General features: G+C 69.6%; 19 protein-coding genes, 1 other RNA gene and 2 pseudogenes. 3 read left to right on the plus strand and 19 right to left on the minus strand.

Annotated elements, in window-relative coordinates; translation table 11 throughout:
• Nucleotides 1-130 precede the first annotated feature (130 nt).
• From CWT12_RS08720 to CWT12_RS08780, 13 genes and pseudogenes are all read right to left on the minus strand, one after another.
• Entirely contained in the window at nucleotides 131-1,786 is a 1,656-nt protein-coding gene (locus tag CWT12_RS08720) for a DEAD/DEAH box helicase (protein WP_442862558.1), read from the minus strand.
• Nucleotides 1,787-1,944: 158 nt separating this feature from the next.
• Nucleotides 1,945-2,325 (minus strand): DUF3039 domain-containing protein, encoded by a 381-nt coding sequence (locus CWT12_RS08725; RefSeq protein ID WP_161924496.1) that lies wholly within the window; start codon nucleotides 2,323-2,325, stop codon nucleotides 1,945-1,947.
• A 212-nt stretch (nucleotides 2,326-2,537) separates the two neighbouring features.
• A complete protein-coding gene (gene nagB / locus CWT12_RS08730) occupies nucleotides 2,538-3,275 on the minus strand; it encodes a glucosamine-6-phosphate deaminase (RefSeq protein WP_161924497.1) in 738 nt (245 codons plus the stop codon).
• A 152-nt stretch (nucleotides 3,276-3,427) separates the two neighbouring features.
• A complete protein-coding gene (locus CWT12_RS08735) occupies nucleotides 3,428-5,158 on the minus strand; it encodes a transporter (protein ID WP_161924498.1) in 1,731 nt (576 codons plus the stop codon).
• The gene (locus CWT12_RS08740) at nucleotides 5,134-5,946 is read right to left on the minus strand and encodes an ABC transporter ATP-binding protein (RefSeq protein WP_161924499.1); all 813 of its coding nucleotides are present in this window, start codon (nucleotides 5,944-5,946) and stop codon (nucleotides 5,134-5,136) included. Before CWT12_RS08740 ends, CWT12_RS08735 begins: the two co-directional genes overlap by 25 nt.
• A 304-nt stretch (nucleotides 5,947-6,250) precedes the next feature.
• Nucleotides 6,251-6,535 (minus strand): HU family DNA-binding protein, encoded by a 285-nt coding sequence (locus CWT12_RS08745; RefSeq protein ID WP_086614378.1) that lies wholly within the window; start codon nucleotides 6,533-6,535, stop codon nucleotides 6,251-6,253.
• A 204-nt stretch (nucleotides 6,536-6,739) separates the two neighbouring features.
• Complete coding sequence (locus tag CWT12_RS08750) at nucleotides 6,740-7,429, minus strand: N-acetylmannosamine-6-phosphate 2-epimerase (RefSeq protein WP_161924500.1); 690 nt, start codon at nucleotides 7,427-7,429, stop codon at nucleotides 6,740-6,742.
• An 84-nt stretch (nucleotides 7,430-7,513) separates the two neighbouring features.
• Nucleotides 7,514-8,545: an ROK family protein gene (locus CWT12_RS08755; RefSeq protein WP_161924501.1), complete on the minus strand. Its 1,032-nt coding sequence runs from the start codon at nucleotides 8,543-8,545 to the stop codon at nucleotides 7,514-7,516.
• Nucleotide 8,546: 1 nt separating this feature from the next.
• Nucleotides 8,547-9,464 (minus strand): dihydrodipicolinate synthase family protein, encoded by a 918-nt coding sequence (locus CWT12_RS08760; protein WP_161924502.1) that lies wholly within the window; start codon nucleotides 9,462-9,464, stop codon nucleotides 8,547-8,549.
• Between the two features lie 82 nt (nucleotides 9,465-9,546).
• Nucleotides 9,547-10,370, minus strand: a pseudogene (locus CWT12_RS08765) (ATP-binding cassette domain-containing protein).
• Nucleotides 10,370-12,514, minus strand: a complete 2,145-nt coding sequence (locus CWT12_RS08770; protein ID WP_161924503.1) for a dipeptide/oligopeptide/nickel ABC transporter permease/ATP-binding protein — start codon at nucleotides 12,512-12,514, stop codon at nucleotides 10,370-10,372. Before CWT12_RS08770 ends, CWT12_RS08765 begins: the two are co-directional and overlap by 1 nt.
• A complete protein-coding gene (locus CWT12_RS08775) occupies nucleotides 12,514-13,479 on the minus strand; it encodes an ABC transporter permease (RefSeq protein ID WP_161924504.1) in 966 nt (321 codons plus the stop codon). The genes CWT12_RS08770 and CWT12_RS08775 overlap by 1 nt, the downstream gene beginning before the upstream one ends.
• A gap of 41 nt (nucleotides 13,480-13,520) precedes the next feature.
• Nucleotides 13,521-15,155: an ABC transporter substrate-binding protein gene (locus CWT12_RS08780; protein WP_161924505.1), complete on the minus strand. Its 1,635-nt coding sequence runs from the start codon at nucleotides 15,153-15,155 to the stop codon at nucleotides 13,521-13,523.
• A 203-nt stretch (nucleotides 15,156-15,358) separates the two neighbouring features.
• Between CWT12_RS08780 and CWT12_RS08785 the strand changes: the two genes are divergently transcribed.
• Nucleotides 15,359-16,084 (plus strand): FadR/GntR family transcriptional regulator, encoded by a 726-nt coding sequence (locus CWT12_RS08785; RefSeq protein WP_272927748.1) that lies wholly within the window; start codon nucleotides 15,359-15,361, stop codon nucleotides 16,082-16,084.
• Between the two features lie 137 nt (nucleotides 16,085-16,221).
• On the opposite strand, the gene CWT12_RS08790 is transcribed toward CWT12_RS08785, so the two are convergent.
• A complete protein-coding gene (locus tag CWT12_RS08790) occupies nucleotides 16,222-17,343 on the minus strand; it encodes an alpha/beta hydrolase fold domain-containing protein (RefSeq protein ID WP_161924506.1) in 1,122 nt (373 codons plus the stop codon).
• A gap of 150 nt (nucleotides 17,344-17,493) precedes the next feature.
• On the opposite strand from CWT12_RS08790, the gene CWT12_RS08795 reads away from it, so the two are divergent.
• On the plus strand, nucleotides 17,494-17,913 hold the full coding sequence (locus CWT12_RS08795) for a hypothetical protein (protein WP_161924507.1): 420 nt from the start codon (nucleotides 17,494-17,496) through the stop codon (nucleotides 17,911-17,913).
• A gap of 78 nt (nucleotides 17,914-17,991) precedes the next feature.
• Here CWT12_RS08795 and CWT12_RS08800 read toward each other — a convergent pair whose 3' ends face one another.
• Both CWT12_RS08800 and CWT12_RS14710 read right to left on the minus strand, forming a co-directional pair.
• Nucleotides 17,992-18,474 carry a hypothetical protein gene (locus CWT12_RS08800; RefSeq protein WP_161924508.1) on the minus strand — a complete coding sequence of 161 codons (483 nt, stop codon included), beginning with the start codon at nucleotides 18,472-18,474 and terminating at the stop codon, nucleotides 17,992-17,994.
• Between the two features lie 15 nt (nucleotides 18,475-18,489).
• Nucleotides 18,490-18,549 (minus strand): annotated as a pseudogene (locus CWT12_RS14710) (hypothetical protein); the annotation flags it as partial.
• Here CWT12_RS14710 and CWT12_RS08805 point away from each other — a divergent pair.
• Nucleotides 18,521-18,964, plus strand: a complete 444-nt coding sequence (locus CWT12_RS08805) for an NAD(P)H-dependent oxidoreductase (protein ID WP_161924509.1) — start codon at nucleotides 18,521-18,523, stop codon at nucleotides 18,962-18,964. The pseudogene CWT12_RS14710 and the gene CWT12_RS08805 sit on opposite strands and share 29 nt — an antisense overlap.
• A gap of 91 nt (nucleotides 18,965-19,055) precedes the next feature.
• Here CWT12_RS08805 and CWT12_RS08810 read toward each other — a convergent pair whose 3' ends face one another.
• The 3 genes from CWT12_RS08810 to ssrA all read right to left on the minus strand — a co-directional run bounded on the left by CWT12_RS08810 (nucleotide 19,056) and on the right by ssrA (nucleotide 21,548).
• Nucleotides 19,056-19,868 carry a hypothetical protein gene (locus CWT12_RS08810; protein WP_161924510.1) on the minus strand — a complete coding sequence of 271 codons (813 nt, stop codon included), beginning with the start codon at nucleotides 19,866-19,868 and terminating at the stop codon, nucleotides 19,056-19,058.
• Nucleotides 19,869-20,042: 174 nt separating this feature from the next.
• Entirely contained in the window at nucleotides 20,043-20,867 is an 825-nt protein-coding gene (locus tag CWT12_RS08815; RefSeq protein WP_161924511.1) for a MerR family transcriptional regulator, read from the minus strand.
• 312 nt (nucleotides 20,868-21,179) lie between these two features.
• Nucleotides 21,180-21,548: a transfer-messenger RNA gene (ssrA, locus tag CWT12_RS08820) on the minus strand.
• Between the last annotated feature and the right edge of the window lie 42 nt (nucleotides 21,549-21,590).

The raw sequence follows: 21,590 nt of genomic DNA on the forward strand, positions 1-21,590 counted from the left end.
CACTGCGGCGGCCCGGCCCGGCGGCGGGCGGTGTCAGCGGGACGGGTCGGCGTAGCGCGCCCAGCCGCGCCACGCGCGTCGGCCCCGACGCTCGCCGCCGCCAGCCCCTGCCCGGGCAGCGCGGCGGCGGTCAGCGCCGCCCGACGAACCAGCGGCGCAGTGTCTCGATGCGCCCCTCGATCTGCTCGGTGGTGGCCTGGGCCACCTCCGGGCCGCCGCACACGCGCCGCAGCTCGGTGTGAATCACCCCGTGGGGCTGCCCGGATCGGCGCGCCCAGGCCCCCACCAGCTTGGACAGCTCCTTGCGGGCGGCGGCGCGCCGACGGGCGTCGTCGACCCCGGAATTGGTACGGCGCTGCTGCGCGGCCGCCTGCTGGCGCTTCTGCTGCTTGATCTGCTGGTTCTGCCGCTGGCGCAGCAGGGCGGTGACCTGCTCGGGCTCAAGCAGCCCGGGCAGGCCCAGGTACTCCTGCTCCTCGGGGCTGCCGACCATGGCGCCGGTGCCGAACTCGCCGCCGTCGAACAGGACCCGGTCGAACTCGGCGGTGGAGTCCATCGCCTCGAACCCGCCCAGCAGATCATCCGAGGCGCTCTCGGTGCGATTGGCCTCGGCGAGCAGCCGGTCCTCCGGGGAGCCGAACCGGGAGTCCTCCTCCGTGCCCCGCTTGCCGAGCACGTGATCGCGGGCGGCCTCCATCTCACCGGCCAGGCCCAGCAGCGGCGTGACCGAGGGCAGGAAGACGCTGGCGGTCTCCCCCTTGGCGCGGGAGCGCACGAAGCGGCCGATGGCCTGGGCGAAGAACAGCGGCGTGGAGGCGGAGGTCGCGTACACGCCCACCGCCAGCCGGGGCACGTCCACGCCCTCGGAGACCATGCGCACCGCCACCAGCCAGCGGTCTTTGGAGGCGGCGAAGGTCTCGATGCGGCTGGAGGCACCGGAGTCGTCCGACAGGGCGATGGTTGGTGCCTGCCCGGTGATGGCGCGCAACTGACCCGCGTAGGCACGGGCGGAGTTCTGGTCGGAGGCGATTACCAGACCGCCGGCGTCGGGCACCTGGCGCCGTACCTCGGTCAGGCGCTGGTCGGCGGCCGCCAGCACCGCGGGAATCCACTCCCCGCCCGGGTCCAGGGCGGTGCGCCAGGCCTGGGACTCCATGTCCTTGGTCAGCGGCTCACCCAGCCGGGCAGCAACCTCATCACCGGCCTTGGTGCGCCAGTGCATCTGCCCCGAATAGCTCATGAACATCACCGGTCGCACCACGCCGTCGGCCAGGGCCTCGGCGTAGCCGTAGGAGTAGTCGGCGCGGGAGCGCTTGATGCCGCCTGCCTCCTCGGTGTAGGTGACGAACGGGATCGGGGACTCGTCGGAGCGGAAGGGCGTGCCGGTCAGGGACAGGCGCCGACGCGCAGGGGTGAAGGCCTCGCGGATGGCGTCCCCCCAGCTGCGGGCGTCGCCGCCGTGGTGGATCTCGTCGAGGATCACAAGGGTGCGGGTGCGGTCGGTGCGCGCGCGGTGCAGGTTGGGGTTGGCCGCCACCTGCGCGTAGGTGACGGCGACGCCGTCGAACTGGGAGCCGAGCGCGCCCTGGGAGTTGGCGTAGGAGGGGTCGATACGGATACCGACCCGGGCGGCGGCCTCCGCCCACTGGTACTTCAGGTGCTCGGTGGGGCAGACCACGGTCACCTTGTGCACCTCGCCGGCGGTGAGCAGCTCAGTGGCGATGCGCAACGCGAAGGTGGTCTTGCCGGCGCCGGGGGTGGCGACGGCGAGGAAGTCCCGCGGCATCGCCTCCAGGTACTGCTTCAGGGCGGCTGCCTGCCACGCGCGCAGGGGCCGCGTGGTGCCCCAGGCGGCGCGCTGCGGGTAGGCCGGGGAGAGGTTCTCCGCGGCGAAGATGGAGGGCTGCGTCGGGTTGTGCGATGGCTGGGAGCGGCGCGTGGGAGTCACCGACCGCCTCGTCCGAACGGGAAGCGCGGGCGCTTGGGGCCGGAGCCGCCCTGGTCGCCGTCACCGCCGGGCCGCATCTGCAGATAGATCTCCTTGCAGGTGGGGCACACCGGGTACTTGGACGCGTCCCGCTTGGGAACCCAGAGCTTTCCGCACAGGGCGACTACGGGGCGACCGGTGCGCATCGCCGCCTCGGCCTTGCGCTTGTCGGCGTAGTGGGCGAAGCGGTCTGCATCGCCGTCGTCGGTCGACTTCAGCTCCTCGCGCTCGAGAACGGCCGTTCCCGCAGACTGACTGGGCTCGCCGACCGGGCCGGCGGGAGAGGCGGGACCGGCGGGATCGGTGCTGGCCTGAGGCCCGACGGAGATCTGACGCATGCCGCACAGTGTATGCCGCCCGGCAGGTGCAGCCACGACCGGGCGCCTGTGGCGACTCTCTCCCCGACGTTCTCGCCGCGCGATCCTCCTCGCCACCTCTCCAGCCCCTCGGGAGCACCAGTGCGGCCGGCACCTGGCCCACAGACCACGCACCGGCCGCACTGACACCGGCAGTAACGGCAGGCTGCCGCCGGGCCGCCGTCGGGGCACTGCTAGTGCTGCTTGAGCATGCCGGCGGCCTCGCGGTCGATGAGCACCAGGGCGTCGGGGTGGTTCTGCATGACGGTGGCCGGCCAGTCGGGGGTGATCTCGCCCTCCACCAGGTGGGCGATGGCCTCGGCCTTGTTGGCGCCGGTGGCGATCAGCACCAGCTTGCGTGCCTTCATGATGGTGCCGAGCCCCTGGGTGAGGCAGTGGGTGGGGACGGCATCGATATCGCCGTCGAAGAAGCGGGCGTTGTCCGAGCGGGTCTGCTCGGTGAGCACGTCCACGTGGGTGGCGGAGTCCAGCGGCCCGCCGGGCTCGTTGAAGCCGATGTGCCCGTCGGCACCGATGCCCAGGATCTGCAGGTCGCAGTAGCCGGCGGCCGCCATCTGTGACTCGTAGTCCGCGCAGGCCTGCTCCAGGTCGTCCGCGAGCGCGTCGGGGCCGTGCAGGGCCCCGGGGGCCATGTCCACCCGCGAGCGCAGGTTGCGCTCCATGAAGGTGGCGTAGCGCTCGGGGTGTCCCTCGGGCAGGCCGACGTACTCGTCGAGCATGAAGCCGGTGACGTCCTTGAAGGAGACGCGGCCGGCGGCGCAGCGGCGGGTGAGCTCGTCGTACAGGGGCAGGGGGCTGGAGCCGGTGGCGGTGCCGAGTACGGCGTTCGGCTTCTCGTTCAGCAGGGATTCGATGGCATCGGCGGCGCGGGAGGCGATCTCCTCGGCCGTGTCGAGTATGACAAGCTCCATGGTTGGTTTTCCTTATGCTGCTTGGGTGAAGCGGACCCGCGGCCTCTTCCGCGAGGCCGGTGGACGGCGCTCCCGCGCCGCGTGCCCATGCTACGGCGTGCCGGACCGGCCCGCCGGAAGGCGGCGCCTTCGGGTTCGGCCGAAGGCGCCTGTCATGCGGCATCGTGCCCGGGCCAGGATCGGATGGTGGCAAGCACCTCGGCGTAGCGCCGGTCCAGGACGCGTCCGCCGAGTACCGATCCGATCCAAGCCGCTGCCCCACCCCATAACGCGCCGCCAGCCAGCAGCGGCCAGCCCCAGGGCCAGGCCTCCAGCACCACAACGGCGATCAGCGCCACCAGGACCGGCAGGCAGACCACGCCAATCACCAGCATTCCCACCATCTGCAGCAGCGCCGCGATGAATGCGGTGCCGGAGGTACGCGACTTCATGGGGTTCTCACCCGGCGCGTTCGTCTCATAGGGAAGCGCCGCACTGGCCAGACTCGACCAGGCCAGCGATCCGCCGTATATTCCCAGGCTTGCCCCCAGGTAGGCGGGGACCTGCGCCCAGTTGCCCGTCAGCCAGCCGCTGAGCAGCAGCACGACGGCGAGCAGGGGCAGCTGCCACATAGCCACCGCAAGCGCGCGCCCGCGGCGATCGCTGCGCCCGGGCAGCCCGGCAGCAATATGGGTCCACAAAGCCGTGGAATCGAAGGCCAGGTCGTCGTGAGTCATCCAGCCGGCCAGCAGTGCGGTGAGCAGCCCCACGATGAACAGTGCGCCCGGCGCCTGCCCCGGGGAGAAGCTGGCGCCGGTGAAGACTACGGTGCTCCCACTGGCGGTGGAGTCCGTCATGGTGCTGTAGTTGGTTCCGATAGTCCCGACGAACACCGCGATAACAAGGATGACTGCCGCCACCTGTACCAGGTAGCGCGGGTCGGTGCGCCAGTAGCGCAGGCAGCGTGCGGCCACGGCCGCCGTCGGGCCGGAGCTGATCCGCTCCAGCCGGCGCTGCCAGGGCAGCACGTCGATTGCGCCGTCCTTAGCGGACTCGCCCCCGGGCACCGACGCCGCGGCGTATGCGTGGGAGCGGGTGCGGCTACGTGCGGGCCCAGTCATGACACGGACCACGACCCGGTGCCAGATCGGCGCCAGTACCAGCGGCAGGGCGACCGCCCCAGTGCTCAGCGCCACCGCCGCCGCCATCTCGCCCTGGGCTAGGTATCCGGGTGCCGCGAGCGCCCAGCCGAATGGTGTCAGCCCCAGGACCCTGGCGATCGTCATCACCCCGCTCAGATCGAACTGCTCCATATCCAGCACCGCATTCAGCAGGGAGGGCAGCAGGGCGAGCGCCATGACCGCGAAGAAGCCGACGACGGCAAGCAGGTCGCGGCCGCGGCGGGAGGAGGAGACCCCCGCGCCTACGACGATGCTGCGCCCCAGCAGCACGCAGGTAGCCAGGCAGGCAGGGGCCAGTGCCAGCGCCAGCAGGGCGGCGCCTAGCCGCCCTGCGACGGCCCAGGTCAGGGCCGGGGTGAGCAGCACCATCCCGGTGATTATGCCGGGCACCCCGGCGGCGCCGGCCACCGCCAGTCCTCGGCTCAGGGCGCGGGAAGGCGCTGCCCAGGCGGCCATTGCGCGCGGATCCAGAGTCACGTCGACGCCGGTAAGCAGCAGTGGCGCTACCGCCCAGCCGACGGTGGTGACGGCGCCGACTGCGCCTATAACCGCGGTCGCCGCAGCCGTGTCGGCATGTCCCAGGGCGATGGCCCCGACGACCAGCGGGGCCAGCATTCCCAGCGCACCCGCAGTCCCCAGGACCAGGCCGATCGCGGCCCAGGTATTGCTGCGCAGCGCGTTGAGGGTTATACGCCACCTCAGGCGGACGAGGGTCGCAACCATGACAGCTCCTCCCGGGACGTGCGGGCGCCGACGAGCTGGGCGAAGCGGTCCTCAAGGTCTCCGCCGGCGGCCACCTCAGCGGTAGTGCCGGCGGCGACGACGCGTCCCTGGTCGATGATGGCCACGTGGGTGCAAAGGCGCTGCACGGTCACCATGACATGGCTGGAGATGACGACGGTGCCGCCGGCGGCGATGAAGTCAGTCAGGATGCTCTGGATGGTCTTGGCAGAGATGGGGTCTACCGCCTCGAAGGGCTCATCCAGCACCAGCACACTGGGCGAGTGGACCAGAGCGCACGCCAGGTGCACCTTCTTTCGCATTCCGGCGGAGTAGTCCGCCACCAGCGTGGTGCCCGCATCCCACAGGTCCAGTACGTGCAGGAGCTGGGTGGCGCGGGGGATGACGACGTCGCGGGACAGGCCGCGCAGCAGCCCGGAGTAGGTGACCAGTTCCAGGCCATTGAGGCGATCGAAGGTGCGCAGGCCGTCGGGCAGCACGCCGAGCAGGGCCTTGGCGCGGGCGGGATCAGCCCACACGTCCACGCCGTGGACCAGGGCACGGCCGGCGTCGGGCATCAGCAGGCCGGTGGCCATGGACAAAGTGGTGGTCTTGCCGGCTCCGTTGGGGCCGACGATGCCGTACAGGCTGCCGGCGGGGATGGACAGGGAGAGCAGATTCACGGCGATCTTCTGCCCAAAGGCCTTGGCCAGGCCGTCCAGTACCAGGGCGGAACGCGGGCCGGGCGCATCCCGACCGACCGGGGGAACAGGCGATGATGGGGCGGTCATACCCGGAAGGTAGCGGTCCCGCACGCCAACCGGATCGTCCGTCAGAAGGAAGCGGGTCCCGGACTCGTAGGCGGTGGCAACTGCCGCGGGCAGGACTGCCGCCCTCGGCACGTAACATCTACCGACCTCGGCACGTAACGCCTACCGACCTGGCGGTGTCTGGTGGTGGTTGCACCATTCCGGTTTGTGAGGGAATGGTGGGGCACAACGAAGGCGCGCCGCCCGTGCGGGGGGCGACGCGCCTTGCGCGGTCGGGAGCCTCAGGCCGCCTCGGGGCCCTGACGCTCCGTGTGGCCCTTGCGGGTCACTTGCCGGAGGCGGCCTTCTTCAGGGCGGAGCCGGCGGTGAGCTTCACACCGTGGCCGGCGGGAATCTGGATCTCCTCACCGGTGCGGGGGTTGCGGCCGGTACGAGCGGCGCGCTCGACGCGCTCAACACCCATCAGACCGGTGATCTTGACGGCCTCTCCCTTGGCGACGTTCTCCACCAGGACGTCCTGGAAGGCGCCGAGGAAGGCGTCGGCGTCGGTCTTGGTCAGGCCGGCCTTCTCGGCGATGGCGGCAATGAGCTCGGTGCGGTTGATGGACATGTATCTGCCTCTCGATCGGATACTCGTTTGTCTAGGCGTCTGAACGACGGTTGGGCACCTCGATGCGGTGCCGCTGGCCGTAACGCTATGCATAAACGGGGCGATTTGTCAGATATGGCGGCATTTTCCTCGGCGTGGCGTACCGTTTTGTGGCCCACACCAAACACTTCAGGCGCATTCGCAACAAGAACCACACCGGTTCCATCACCGCCGTGTGACGGCGTCAACGAACCAGGAGGTAATGGTGGCGGGGTGGGTGATGGCCGTGCCGACCACGACGGCGAAGGCGCCATGATCCATGGCCAGCGCGGCCTGCGCCGGGGTGTGCACCCGGCCCTCTACGATTACCGGGACCCGGGCGATCGCCGCCAGTTGGTCGACGAGCTCGATATCCGGCCCGTCGGTGACGGGACGCTCACCGGTGTATCCGGCCAGGGTGGTGCCCAGGATATCGGCGCCGGCGTCCTGCGCGGCTCGGGCATCGTCCAGGCTGCCGCAGTCGGCCATGACCAGGACGCCCGGACGGGCGGCCTTGAGCCCCGACACGGTCTGGGCGAGGGTACGGCCATCGGGGCGGGGACGTCGGGTCCCGTCCAGGGCGACGACCTGCACGCCGGTGGCAGCCACGGCGATGGCGTGGGTGAGCGTGGGAGTGATGAAGACGCCCTCATTGCCGTCCTTCCACAGCCCGATAACGGGCACGTCCACGTGCTGGGTGATCAGGGCCAGGTCGGCCAGGCCCTGGGCGCGGATGCCGACCGCGCCCCCGGCCACGCAGGCCCGGGCGACCTGGTCCATGGTGCGCGGGTCGCGCATGGGCTCACCGGGATAGGCCTGGGAGGAGACGATCAGTCCGCCGCGCAGGCGCTCGAGTACGGGGTTGCGGGTTTGCATATGAGACTCCTTGATGCAGCGCGATGATGTGGCTGGGCAGTGGGCTGAGTGACACCGCCCAGCAGCTAGGCGCCCGGGCGGGCTTCAGCCGGCACGGCTCAGGCTCCGGGCGGCCTCGTGGGCCGCCCCGATGATCGGCGCGGCCGTGCCCAGGGCGGCCGGCACGAGCGGCAAGTCCGTGGCCACTGGCTCGATAAGCTCACGACGCACGGTCTCGCGCAGCGGATCCCACCAAAGCCGCCCGGAGCGGGCCAGCCCTCCGGAGATGATGACCCGGTCGGGGTCGAGCACGGTGACTACGCCGGCGATGGCCTGCCCGAGCGCGGTGGCGGCCTCGCGGTACAGGCGACGGGCGTCGGGGTCACCGGCGCGGGCGAGGCGCTCGACGGCGTGGGCGCTGACCACGTCCTGGGCGCCGGTGGCCTCCCGGTAGCGGCGGGCGATCTGGGGGCCGGCGGCCACCGCCTCGAGGTGGCCGGGCCGCCCGCAGGTGCACCGCTCCCCCGCCGCCAGGCCGCAGGGCATGTGCCCCATCTCCCCGGCCAGGAAGTGCGCCCCGTGGTGCACGCTCCCATCCAGGATCACCGCCCCGCCGACGCCGGTGCCCACGGCCACCACCAGCGCGCAGGCGGCCCCGGCTCCGGCCCCGATCCAGGCCTCGCCGGCGGCATAGGCGTTGACGTCGTTGTCGACGTATACCGGGGGAACTGTGCCGTCCAGTCGCTCCAGGCCCGCACCGGCCAGTCGCTCGGCCACTCCCCCGGCGACATCCGTTCCGCTCCAGCCGGTGATGGCGGCGGTGGCGGAGACGACCGTGCCGCGCACGGTGTCGATTACGCCCGCCGCGCCGATGCCGACCGCCGCCACCGGACCGGGGCGCCGCGCCGCCGTCGTGTCCGCGCCCTCGGCGGCCACGGTCACAACCAGCCCGGCTATGGTGTCGAGCATGGCGGCCGGACCCGCGTGGGACGGCGTGGGCACCTCCTGCACGGGCCCGCGTAGGGCTCCGGCGGCGTCGACGCGCGCGGCGGCGATCTTGGTGCCGCCCACGTCCACGCCCACCAGCAGCTCGCTCGGGGTGGGCCGGTAGCCATCCCGGCCGAGTACGGCTGCCATCTCAGATCAGGCCCTGGGTGCGGGCGATTGCCAGGATCCGGGCGCGGGTCTCGCCCTCCAGGGTACGCACCGGGAAGGCCATCTCATTGGTGTCGATGGTGCCCTGGGCCGCCATGACGGTCTTGAAGGCGCCGATGCCGGACGCGTCGGCGGAGCGGCCGCGCGGCACGTACACGATCTCGAAGCCGGCGCACAACCGTTCCTGGATGGTGCGGGCCTCCTGCCAGCGCCCGGCGCGAGCAGCCTCCCACAATTCCGCGTAGGCGCGGGGCTCCACATTGCCGTAGCCGGGCACGCAGCCGTCAGCCCCCAGCAGCGCCATGCCGTCTACCACGCACTCGTGCCCGGTGAGCAGCGCCAGGGGGTGTCCGGCGGCGGCGTTGGCCGCGACCAGCCGACGGAAGCCGACGTCATCCCCGGAGGAGTCCTTGACCCCGGCCAGCACGCCCTCCTTGCCCAGGGCCACGAGCAGGTCGCGGTCCAGCTTCTTGCCGTTCAGCCGCACGGGCACGTCGTAGGCCAGCAGGGGCACGCTCAGCGCGGCAGCGATGGCACGGAAGTGGTCGGCGATCTCGCCGGCGTCGTTGATCGCGTAGAACGGGCAGGCGGCGACGACGGCGTCGACGCCGAGGGACTCGGCCCGCCGGGCCTGCTCGATAACCCGGTGGGCGGTGGTGTCAATGACTCCCGCAAGCACGGGTACGCGCCCGGCGGCCTGCTCCACGGCGGCGGTGAACACGGCGTCGCGCTGGGAGTCGGTCAGGTAGGCGATCTCGCCGGAGGAGCCGCCGATGAACAGTCCGTGCACGCCGGAGGTGACGAGGAAGTCGACGGTGCGGCGGAGGGAGTCAAGGTCGATCTCGCCGTGCTTGAAGGGAGTGATGACCGGCGGGATGACGCCGGTGAAGCGGGGGTCCATGTGATGGTTTCCTTGCAGGTTGGGGTGCAGGTTGGGGTGCAGGTTGGGGTGCAGGTCGGGGTGGGTTTGCGGGGCCGGCCGGTCAGGCCTCGAGCAGGCTGGGTACGGCGCCGAGCAGGGTGCGCGTGTACTCCTGCTGGGGCGGGCGAAGATCTCCGCGGTCGTGTTCATCTCGATGACGCGGCCGAGGTACATGACGGCGATGCGGTCGGAGACGTAGCGGACCGTGTTGATGTCGTGGCTGATGAACACCAGGCCCAGGCCGAGGGCGGCCTTCAGGTCCTGCAGCAGGTTCAGGACCTGGGCGCGCACGGACACGTCCAGGGCGGAGGTGGGCTCATCAGCGACGATGATGTCCGGGTCCAGGGCCAGCGCCCGGGCGATGGCGACGCGCTGGCGCTGCCCGCCGGAGATCTGCCGCGGCAGCACCTCCAGGGCGCTGGGCGGCAGCCCCACCAGGTGCAGCAGGTCACGCACCCTGGCCTCCCGCTCGGCGGGCGAGCCGATGCCGTGGACGTTAAGCGGGTCGATGAGCGTGTCGTGCACGATCATGCGCGGATTCAGGGCGGTGGCGGGGTCCTGGAAGACCACGGACACCGAGCACCCCAGGGCGCGGCGGTCGGCGGCGGAGTGCCCGAGCGGACGGCCCTTGAAGTAGACCTCTCCGCGGGTCAGCGGCTGCAGGCCGGTCATGACGCGGGCGGTAGTGGACTTCCCGCAGCCGGACTCGCCCACCAGTCCCAGCGTCTGGCCGCGGCGCACCGTCAGGGAGACGTCGTTGACGGCGTGGACGGTGTCGGGGCGGAAGAGCTTGCCGGTACGGGACTTGTGGATCACGTGGGCGTGGCGCAGCTCGATGACCGGGTCGGTCTCGGGGGTCCAGTCGGCGTACTTGTCGGCGCTCATCAGTGGGCCTCCTGGGCGAGGATCGCCTCGAGCTCGGGCGTGGTTGCGTAGTAGTGCTCGCGTGCCCCGGCCACGGGCCGCAGCACCGGGCGGGAGTTCAGGCCGACGTCGGGATGGGACGAGCGCGGGGCGAAGCGGTCCCCGGATACGAACTCCTGCGGGCTGGGGACGGTGCCGCGCACCTGGTGCAGGCGCTTGGAGCCGGCCTCGATGGACAGCACCGCCCCGAGCAGGCCGCGGGTGTACTCGTGGACGGGGTTCTCCAGCAGCTCCGCGGTGGTGGCCTGCTCGACCACCTGGCCGGCGTACATGACGGTGATGCGGTGGGCGACCTTGGCCACCAGGGCCAGGTCGTGACTGACGAACACCATGGCGAAGCCGAGCTGCTCGCGCAGCCGGTTCAACAGGTCGATGACCTGCTTCTGCACGGTCACGTCCAGGGCGGTGGTGGGCTCGTCAGCGATGACCAGGCTGGGGTCGCGGGTGAGCGCCATGGCGATCAGCACGCGCTGACGCTGCCCGCCGGACAGCTCATGCGGGTAGCTCTTCAGCGTGCGCACCGGGTCCAGGCCCACCAGCTCAAGCAGTTCCTCGGCGCTGCGGGTGCCGCCGCGGGAGGTGAGCTGCTTCATCTGGGAGCGGATGAGCATGGAGGGGTTCAGCGAGGACAGGGCGTCCTGGTAGATCATGCTCATCTCGTGGCCGCGCAGGGCATTGTGCTCCTTGGGGCTCAGCTCCAGCAGGTCGCGGCCCCGGAAGCGGATCCGCCCGGTGATGCGGGCGCTTGCCGGCAGCAGTCCCATGACCGCCATGGAGGTGATGGACTTCCCGCAGCCGGATTCGCCGACCAGTCCCATGGTCTCGCCGGGGCGCACGGAGAAGGACACGCCGTCGACGATGTTGACCTCCCCGTGCTGGGCGGGGAAGGCGATCGAGAGGTCCTCCACCTCCAGTACGGGCTCCGCCTCCGGAGTGGGGTAGACGAGCCGGTCGTGGCGGGCGAGCTCCGCCCGGCGCAGGGCGGCCAGCCGCTCGGCGAGCGGTACCTCCTCGGCGGCGGGCTCCACAATCCCGGTCAGGGCACTCTTCTGCCCGCCGGGGACAGCGTCGGCGGCGTCGTCGGCGTGGACGCGGACGGCGTGGCCGGCCTCGTCCCAGGCCTGCTCGGTCTGCATGGCCTCCTCATCGGCCTCGACGTCCACGTGGGCGCGGATGCGTGGGGAGGCCATCGCGTCGGTCAGGCCCTCGGACAGGATGTTCAGGCACAGGGTGGTGATCAGGATCATCAGGCCGGGGAAGAAGGTCGGCCACCAGTGGCCGGACAGCAGCAGGGCCTTGCCCTCGGATAGCATGTTGCCCCAGGTGGGGGTGTTGACCGCCTTGATGCCGGCCCCGATGAATGACAGCGAGGCCTCGAAGACGATGGCGTCGGCCACCAGGACGGTGGCGTAGACCATGATCGGGGCGACGCAGTTGCGCACCACGTGCTTGGCCAGGATCCAGGGGACGCGGGCTCCCATGACCTTGGAGGCGGCCACGTAGTCCTCCCCGAACTGGGCGAGGACGTTGGCGCGCACCACACGGGTGAGCTGCGGGGTGTATACCACCGCCGTGGCGATGATGATCACGGCCACCATCGGCAGCCCGGAGGCGGACATGGCCAGCACCAGCACGGCCGCGAGCGCGATCCCGGGGAAGGACATGAGCACGTCGAGCACGCGCATAACCACCTCCCCGATCCACTTGCGGCTGGTGGCGGCGATGGCGCCGAGCACAGCGGCCAGGGCCAGGGCGATGCCGGTGGCGCTCAGGCCCACCACCAGGGACACGCGGGCGCCGTAGACGGCGCGGGAGAAGATGTCCCGGCCGGTGGCGTCGGTGCCGAACAGGTGGGCGGCGGAGGGGGCGACGGCGGGGTCGGAGGAGACGACGTCGCCCACGCCCTCCACATGGGTGACGGTCTGGGCGGAGGCCAGGCCGGTGGCGCCCGGGCTGTAGGGGGCCACGAGCGGGGCGAAGACGGCCAGCAGGGCGATGGCGGCCAGGACGATGACGGCGATCTTGGAGCCCAGCGGCAGGCGGTGCCAGCCCTGGAAGCGCAGGCCGGGGGCGGATACCTTCTCCAGTGTGCGGCGGTGGGGCATCAGACGCTCCTGATCCTCGGGTTGACCAGCACGTAGAGCATGTCAACGACGATGTTGATGATGATGAAGGCCAGTGCGACCGTGATGGACACGCCCTGGACGATGTTGACGTCATTGCGGGTAATGCCCTGGAAGATCAGCTGCCCCATCCCCTGGATGTTGAAGATCATCTCGATGACCACGGCGCCGCCCATGGCGTAGCCGAGGCGCAGGCCCAGCACCGTCAGCGGGGTGATCAGGGCGTTGCGCAGCACGTTGCGGGCGACGACGACGTGCTTGGGGATGCCGGCGCCGATGGCGGTGCGCACGTAGTCGCGGTCGAGCTCCTCGACCATGGCGGTGCGCACCACGCGGGTGAGGGTGCCGGTGTTGGGCACGGCGACGGCCAGGGCGGGCAGGAAGATCTGCCGCATGTAGGCGCCGGGGTCGTCGCCGAGGGAGACCCACTGGGTGACCACCGAGGGGAAGGTACCGGTGGCGCCGGGGATGTCGCCGAACCACTGGATCAGCAGCAGGGCCAGCCAGAAGGAGGGAGTGGCCAGGCACAGGATGGAGATCACGCGGATGACCTGGTCGGGCCAGGCGTCCCGGTACAGGGCGGCGAGCACGCCGAGGATGGTGGCGGCGATGACGGCCAGGAAGATGCCGATGAAGGTCAGCTGCAGGGTGATGGGGAAGGCGCTGGCGACCATATCGCTGATCTTCACGCCGGTGAAGGTGGTGCCGAGGTCGCCGTGCGCCAGGCCCACCAGGTAGTCCCAGAAGCGTTGCAGCAACGGGTCGTTGAGGTGGTGGGCCTGGCGGTACTGCTCGAGGGCGTCTGCCGTGGCGGCCTCCCCCAGCGCCAGGCGCGCCGGGTCGGCCGAGGAGAACGACATGACGACGAACACGAGCAGTGTCACGCCCAGCACCATGATCGGCAGCGCCACCAGGCGGCGGCCGATCAGGCGGAGGAGGTTGGACACTGGGGTAGTCCTTCGCTGGGGTAGGTCTGGGCTGCCGGGGGTCAGGCGGCGGTCGTGCCGACGTCGACGAAGGACAGTCCGGTCAGCGCGATCGGCTGGAAGCCGACGAGTGCCTCGGCGTCGTAGGCGGTGGGCGACTTGCGGTGGAAGATCGGGTAGAGCGGCACGTCCGCGGCGATCAGGTCGAAGATCTCCTGCCACTTGGCGACCTGGGCCTCGCCGTCGAGCTGGACGGCCTCGTCCAGGGCGGCCTGCACCTGGTTGTAGGCGTCGGTGCCCTTCCAGTGCAGGCGGGTGTCGGTCCAGGTGTCGCCGGCGTACCACCAGCGCATGAGCAGGTCCGCGTCATTGCCGAAGACGGAGGGGTCACCCGGGGCGATGACCACATCCCAGTCGCCCTGGGCGGAGTCGATGAAGGAGTAGACATCCGCGGACTTCTTCTCGTCATAGTGCACCGTGATGCCCAGGGACTCGAGGTTCTCGCGGATGATTGGGCGGACGGAGGCGAACCAGCCGTGATCGGAGCACAGCAGGTTGATGCTGGTCACCCCGGCCTCGGCCAGCAGAGACTTGGCCTTGTCGGCGTCGTAGGTGTAGACGGTGCTGGCCTGCTTGTAGGCGGGGTGGTCGGCCTGGACGAAGCAGGTGGCGGGGGTGGCGAGCGTGCCCATACCGGTCTCGCAGATCTTGTCGTAGTCCAGGGCGTACAGGATCGCCTGGCGGGCCCGGACGTCGGAGAGCGTGGCGTTGTTGAACATGGCGAACAGCAGGGAGAAGCCCTGCTGAGCGGCCACGGTGATCGGCGCCTGCATGGTGGCGAGGTTGGCCACGGGGACGGCGTCGATCGCCTGGACCGCGGAGGAGGTGATGGCGTTGGTGCGGGTGGTGTCGTCGGGCAGGATCTGCCAGGTCATGGACTTGGCCAGCGCCGGGTGCGGGCCGTTGTAGTTGTCGTTGCGCTCAAAGACGATCGTCTGGGAGGCGGCGCCGTTGTCGGTCATGGTGTAGGGGCCGGTGCCGATGGGGTTCATGTCGAAGGCGGCGGCATCGGCCTCGACGGCGGCGCGCGGCACGATCTTGACCACGCTGATGCGCTCGGCCACGAGCGAGTAGGGGTACTTGGTGGTGATGGTGACGGTGGCGTCGTCCTTCTTCGCCACGGAGTCGATGAAGGTGATGAACTGGGAGTAAAGGGAGTTGTTGCCCGGGTCCAGTACGCGCTCGAAGGAGAAGACGACGTCGTCGGCGGTCACGGGCGTGCCGTCGGAGAAGGCGGCGCCGTCGCGCAAGGTCACCTCGTAGGTGGTGTCATCCACCTGGTTGGGCAGGCCGGCGGCCAGGGCGGCGTAGCACTCGCGGGTGGCGGGGTGCAGTTCGGTCAGGCCCTCCAGGGTGTGCCAGTTGGCGGCGACGGTGAGCGCGGCGGAGGTGGTCATGGGGTCGTAGCCGTTAGTGCCCAGCTCGTAGGAGATGCCAGCGGTGATGGTGCCGTCGGCGTTGGAGGCGGCGGCGTTGGCGGCAGGTTCGCCCGCCGACGCAGTGGCGCCGGAGCCGGCACCGGTGGAGTCGGAGCCGCCGCAGGCAGCGAGGGCGGCGGTCAGGCCGGCTGCGACGCCGAGGGTGGAGGACAGGCGGATGAAGTCGCGGCGGGAGGCGCGGGGAGTCGAGATCGTCATTGAGGTCTCCTGAGATCGGACGTCTGTTGTCTGACGTCGGTAGAATCACTGTAGCAGGCATCAGACATCTGATCAATCCCCGGACGGAGCCGTGATTGTGTGTAACGATGACCCGGGAACCATCCCGTTCTCCCCTGGCCAGCAGACACGCACAAGCAGGACACCGTTACCGGAGCCGAAGAGGAACGATCACCGTGGTGGACATGAAGCGGGGCGCTTACGCCTCAATAAGCGGAGCAACGACCCAGGCCACAGGCGCGATGAACGCCATCAAGGACTACATCCTGCTGTCCCACCTGCAGCCCGGTGATCCCCTGCCGACCGAGTCGCAGCTGTGCGAGACGCTGGGCGTGTCGCGCTCCTCCGTGCGGGAGGCCGTGCGCACGCTCACCGCGCTGGACATCGTGGAGGTACGTCACGGCCATGGCATGTTCGTGGGCCAGGTATCCATGCGGCCGATGGTCGAGTCGCTCGTCTTCCGGGGCCTGCTGAAGCCGGGGGACGACTACCGCAGCCTGCGCGAGGTGGTGGAGGTCCGCCGCACCCTGGACACGGCCCTGACCGACGCCGTGCTGGAGGCATGGCGGGAGCGCGAGGACGCCGAGATCGACGCGATAGTGGATGAGATGGAGGCGCTGGCGGCGCGCGGGGAGACCTTCACCGACCAGGACCGCGGCTTCCACCGGATGCTGCTGGCGCCGGTGCCCAATCAGCTCTTCGCACACCTGATGGAGGCGTTGTGGGCGATCCACACCATGACGGTTCCCATGCTTGACGCGCCGCACCCCGATGACATCGTCAAGACCGCCAACGCCCACCGGGCGATGCTGCAGGCGGCCCGTGCCGGGGACGCGGAGGCCTACCGCGAGGCGGTTGTGGCTCACTACGAGCCGCTCATGGCCGCCCTCCACCCAGACCGGCACCAGTAACACGCCCAGACCGGCACCAGTAACACGCCCAGACCGGCACCAGTAACACGCCCAGACCGGCACTAATGACGCGCCGAGACCGGTAGAACTAACGTGCCGAGGTCGGTCACGGACACGCCTGTGGCCGACCCAGTCCGTCATTGTTCGTCATTGAGCTCGCCGCCGGCCCCACCGCCCGGGGCAGCCACCGTAATCGTCGGGAAGGTCCCCTCCCCCATCACCCGCGACAGGTTGAGGCGCGGGTCTTCGGGCTCCAGCAGCCGAGTGAGCCAGCTCAGTCGCGCGGCCTCCAGGCCGTCGCGCAGCCAGGTGGCGCTGACGTACTCCATGGCGTGGGTGGCGCCCGGCCACACGTGCAGTTCGCAGTCCCCGCCGTCGCGCCACAGGGCGGCGGCGAAGGCGACCACCTCGTCCCGGAAGGTCTCGGCCCCAGCGACCGACAGAAACACCGGCGGCAGCCCGGCCAGAGCGCCCAGCTGGTCGACGGCGCGGCCGGCCGCCTCGTATTCGCTCACCTCGGACCCGCCGCGGCGACCGGGCAGGATCTGTTCCCAGGCCCAGTCGTTCCACTGCGCCGGCCACAGCCCGTCGTCGGGGAACTGGCGGGCCGACGGCGGTTGCACCGTGCCGTCGGGGCCGGGTAGCCCGGTACGGTCGTCCAGCATCGGGTAGTCGAGCAGGTAGCCCAGCGCCCGGGGCCCGCCGCGGTCGCGGGCGGCCAGGGCCAGGCAGGCGGCCAGTCCCCCACCGCCGCTGGGCCCGACGACCACGATGCGTTCCGGATCCGCCCCATAGTCCGCGGCGTGCGCGGCAGCCCAGGTCAGCGCCGCCAGGCAGTCCTCCCCCGCTGCGGGTGCGGGGTGCTCCGGGGCCAGGCGATACTCCGGGGCGACGACGATGCCGCCGAAGCATCGCGCCCAGTTGGCCGGGGCGGCCAGGTCGTCGAAGCGGCAACCCATCACCCGGCCGCCGCCGTGGATGGACAGCAGCAGTGGAGCGCCGGGCTGTACCTCGTCGTCGGGCGGGAGCACCACCGTCAGCGGCATGGCGGTCCCGTCTTCGCGGGTCAGGGTCTCCTCGCGCAGGCGCACCTCCGGGTGGGCCGTCAGGAAGGCGGCGCGACGCTGGGCGACCGGTAGGCGACGGGCGGGCAGCGTGGCGCTATTCAGGGGCGGGAGTCCGCCGGCGGCCTCGAGGCGCTGGAGTACGAGCGCGGTGGCGGGCTCGTAGGGCGGGCGGGGCGGCGTCGTCGGCGTCATGGGCGGAGAGTACGCGTACCGCCGCCCCTTTCCGCTCCGCCCGGGCGCGCGAGTCCGAAGAACCGGGTTGAAAGGCACACACAGGTACCTGCGGCGCGTATCCTTCGATTCCGAGGCGGGCGTGTCGCATGGTTGCGAGAAGAGGCGGTCATGTTCTGTCCACAGGCCGCAGGCGCCACCGTTCAGACGCAGGATGGTTCCGACCTCACCTTTGAGGCCGACGCAGAGAACCTGGCGGCCCGGCGCAGTCTGGAGGGCAGTGGGCTGGACCCCGACTCCACCGGCGTGGTCGTTCACGTGGCCGAGGGAGACCTCGCGGTTTCCGAGGCCCTGTACTGGCAGTGCGGCTGGATCGACGAGTACTTGAACGCAGCCGACGCCGGGAACGCCACGCGCATGGATAGCGCCGAGGTGCAACTGGGAACCTTCCCCACCCTCAACGCCATCACCACCTACGCTCCGGAATTCGCCGAGATGCACTCGTACATCGTGGTGCCCATGATTGACGGCGACCTCGATATCGGACGCCGATGGCTCGACAAGAACTGCCAGGCCTACACCAACCGCTAGCTCGACGCGGCCGGGCGGCACGCGGGTCGGCCGCTGCGCGGGGGCTTGCGATACCACTTTGGAAGCCGAGCCCCTCGACTAGTGCAGTTCGGCACTGAGGAGCATGAGACCTATCGTCACCAGATCCCCAATCGGCGCAACCTCGCCGTAGAGAATCATCCGCCCGACCTGCGCCACGAACCCCTCTGGGTAGCTGAGCAGTGGGTAGATGCTGTAGCTGTACATCGTGAGCTGCGTCCGGAACATTTCACACTCGGACTCCGCCGCATTGGGGAACTGTTTGCGCAGAACCTCCGCAAGCTCGACGAAGAACGGGTGGATGTCGCGCTGGAAGTCCATTATGGCCTCGTCACCGCACTTGCTGCGCAGGGAGGCGTCGTTGATAGCGAGAAGCTGCAGGATGAGCCGGCGGCCGAGCAGCGACTCGGCGAGCTCGCGGCAGAACTCCTCCCGCGCCATCCGCCGCTTGAAGCTCGCGCGCATCTCCGCCGCCCATGCGGCGTACTCGCGCCGCATCAGGTCGAGATAGACCTCCTCCTTCGTGGCGTAGTAGTGATACACAGATGGACGCGCGATCGAGCACTTCTTGGCTATCGCGGCCAGGGCGATGGACTCGTACTCCTGCTCGGCCAGCAGTGCCTACGTCGTCGTCGTGCAGACTCCCATCAACTGGTTCTCCGCACCGTGGATCTGGAAGAAGTACACCGACGAGGTGTTCAACGTCGGCCTGCACGATCAGACCTTCCTGACCGGAGATGGCCGCACGCGCAAGGATCCGACCAAGCCGTACGGCTCGGGTGGGCTGATGGCACCACGCAAGGCGCTCGTCTGCACCACGTGGAACGCGCCCCGGGAGGCGTTCGATGAGCCGTCCAACCCGACGCTCCAGGGGCGTTCGCTGGCGGACATACTCAGCAACATCACCTGCACCTTCCGTTTCTGCGGCTTCGAGGTGCTGCCCGAGTTCGGCATCTTCGACATCTTCAAGAACCCCAACGTCGAGGCGGACCTTGCCGCCTACCGCGACCACCTCGAGAAGCATCTCGGCTGATTCGGTAATTGATCGACGCCGCCCGGCCGGCTCCCCCTCTGGGGGCCGGGCTCACTCGGCCTCCGAGAACCCGCGCCGCCGGCGCGCGGCGCTACGCGTACGGTTCCTGGTAGTCGGATAGCCAGAAGCCCGTAGTGCCCGTGAGAAACGCCTTGCCGTCCACCACGCTCCCGGGTTGCGGCGCAGGTGTTGTGTCGATGGGCAGCCCCAGTGTGATGGGGAATCCGCAATCGGCGTTCACCTTGTACCACTGATTTCCGGTTAGGCGGTTCGTCACGATCGTCACCTCATTGCAGACGGCCTTAAGCATGCCAATGGGGCTGGCATCTTCCGGCCCCGCCTCGCCGCCGTAGAGCGCGAACAGCCACGGGCTCGCGACGAACCGTGGGCCGATGTAGACCTCTTCGGGCAGGTCTTCGTCCATCCTCTTGGCCGGCGAGTCCTTCATGCTGATCGGCGTCTGGGTCTTCTTCCACTCCTCCTCCGAGTCGAACACCTCGACGTTCACGGCGATCGCACCAACCCGGTAGTCGTGGAAGCGGGCCACCGGGCCGTCCGCATCAAGCCCATGCACCGGATACATATGGGGGTCATCGACCCACATCAGCAGGCGAGTCATCTCCTCACCATCCTCGTAGAGGACGCTGACGTGAGCGACGCCCGGAACGACCTGCCAGCCTTCGACGCTGACTCGCGCAGGGCCAGCAACGGTGAGTGACTCGCTCGAGGTGCCGTCCGCCGTCTCGAACAGGCAGATGTTGGCTCCCGAGTCGTCGGCGTAGACCACGATGTGGTTGAACTGATCGTTGCGCGGCAGGCCCATCATTGCAGGCGGCGTTAGCAGGTCATACGTTGCTTGCCAGTCGGCAAGAAACCCGACCGCCTCCAGGTAGTTGTTCTCCATGCCAACAGAGTCTCACGAAGGTCCGACACGAAAGCCGGCTACTTCTGACCGCCAGGCGCTGCGGGTTCTATCCCTGGACAATCCGCCTCGCCGATGATTCGCCCCTTCCCGGGCTTCACCGACGAGGCGGATTGCCGCAATCACTCCGGGCTTCGCTGTCGTGCGACTGCACGCTCAGCCGAGCGGGATGCATACCTCGGTCACGAGTTGATCCGCGGGAACCGCGTCCGGCGTCGTGAGGTAGATGTTGAACGCCTTCCCCGCCAGGGAGTCGTCGGCCGGGGGTGTCAGCCCCTCTGCGGCGATTCGGGTGGCCAGCCGGTCATGAGCCCCGGTGATCTGGTCGTACGGCCCGACGACGTGGGCCACGAGGCAGTCCCGAGCCGGAAGCTCGTGGACCTGCAGCGGGGACGCGGCCGTTGTTCCGGGGGCGACGGACAGGAAGATCTCCTCGTCGACATCTCGTTCGGTGAACTCGGCGTCGTGCTCGATCACTCCGCACGGGCCGATCGGTTTGATGCCCTGCCGGGTGATCTCGGGCATCATGCGAGCCCAGAGAAGGTGCTCGTCGGCGTAGGTCGGGACGACGTCGCGCAGGGCGACGATGGTCATGGCCGCGATGGTGCGGCGCTCGACGGTGATGGACATGCTGGTTTCTCCTTCGATAAGGCGAGAGATGAGAGCCAGCCGAGCCTGGGCGGCGCGCGCCTCCTCGACGACGGTCTCGCGCTGGAGCTCCAGCGCAGCCGACCATGCCGGGGTGCCGCGGGCGGCGAGCAGGGCGGAGATGGCGGAGACGCCGAACCCGACATCACGCAGGTTCCGGATGTCCGCGGCGTCGCGCAGCTGGTGCGGCGCATAGCGGCGGTATCCCGTCCACGGGTCAACGTCCACGGGTACCAGGACGCCGTGAGCGTCGTAGTGACGCAGCATGCGTACCGACAGGCGAGTCAATGAGCTGAACTCGCCGATCGTCATGAGGCTCGTGGTCTCGGCCATGGCTCCACCATGCGCCCTAACACCGTGTCAGGGTCAACCCTCAGAGTTATCAGCGGGCGGGGCGTCGTGGCCCCGCATCCCTAGGCCGCCTGCAACGGTTACCCCACCCGTGTATTGCACGACCCCGGGCCGTACTCCACGACCTTGGTGCCTGTTGCACGACCCCGGGGTGGTCGTGCAACGCACACGAAGGTCGTGGAGTGTCACCAAGGTCGTGCAAAAGACCGCCTCCGACACCGACACCGATCAAAGCCGGACGCAAACGTGGAAAACCTGCTGACACGTCGACGTATCGGCGCGTCAGCAGGTTCGTAGTGGAGATGCGGGGAATCGAACCCCGGTCCGACGGCAATGCAACAGGACTTCTCCGGGTGCAGTTCGCTGCTGATTTTCTCAGCCCCGGCGTCTCACGCGAACAAGGACGCCGACGGGCTCAGCCACCTAAGTGTCCCGAGACCCCCGGTGGCATGGGGCCTCGGCAGTGGCTTCCTAGATGACGCCAGGAACCGGGCCGGAAGCGTTCCCGGGCTGGCGAACTTCGGCTCTCGTCAGGCGACGAGGACGAAGTCGGCGCGAGTTTTATCGGCACCTATAGGTTTGCACAGGGCGTTGACGAGATGACTGTGCATCCTCGACCCGCTTCTCCTGAATCCACGACCGTCGTCGAAACCGATCATCCCCTGTTGAGTTCTTCCCGCCCGCGAGCGGCACGGGAACACGCTG

This window comes from Actinomyces sp. 432, from assembly GCF_009930875.1.
Classification (GTDB): Bacteria; Actinomycetota; Actinomycetes; order Actinomycetales; family Actinomycetaceae; genus Actinomyces.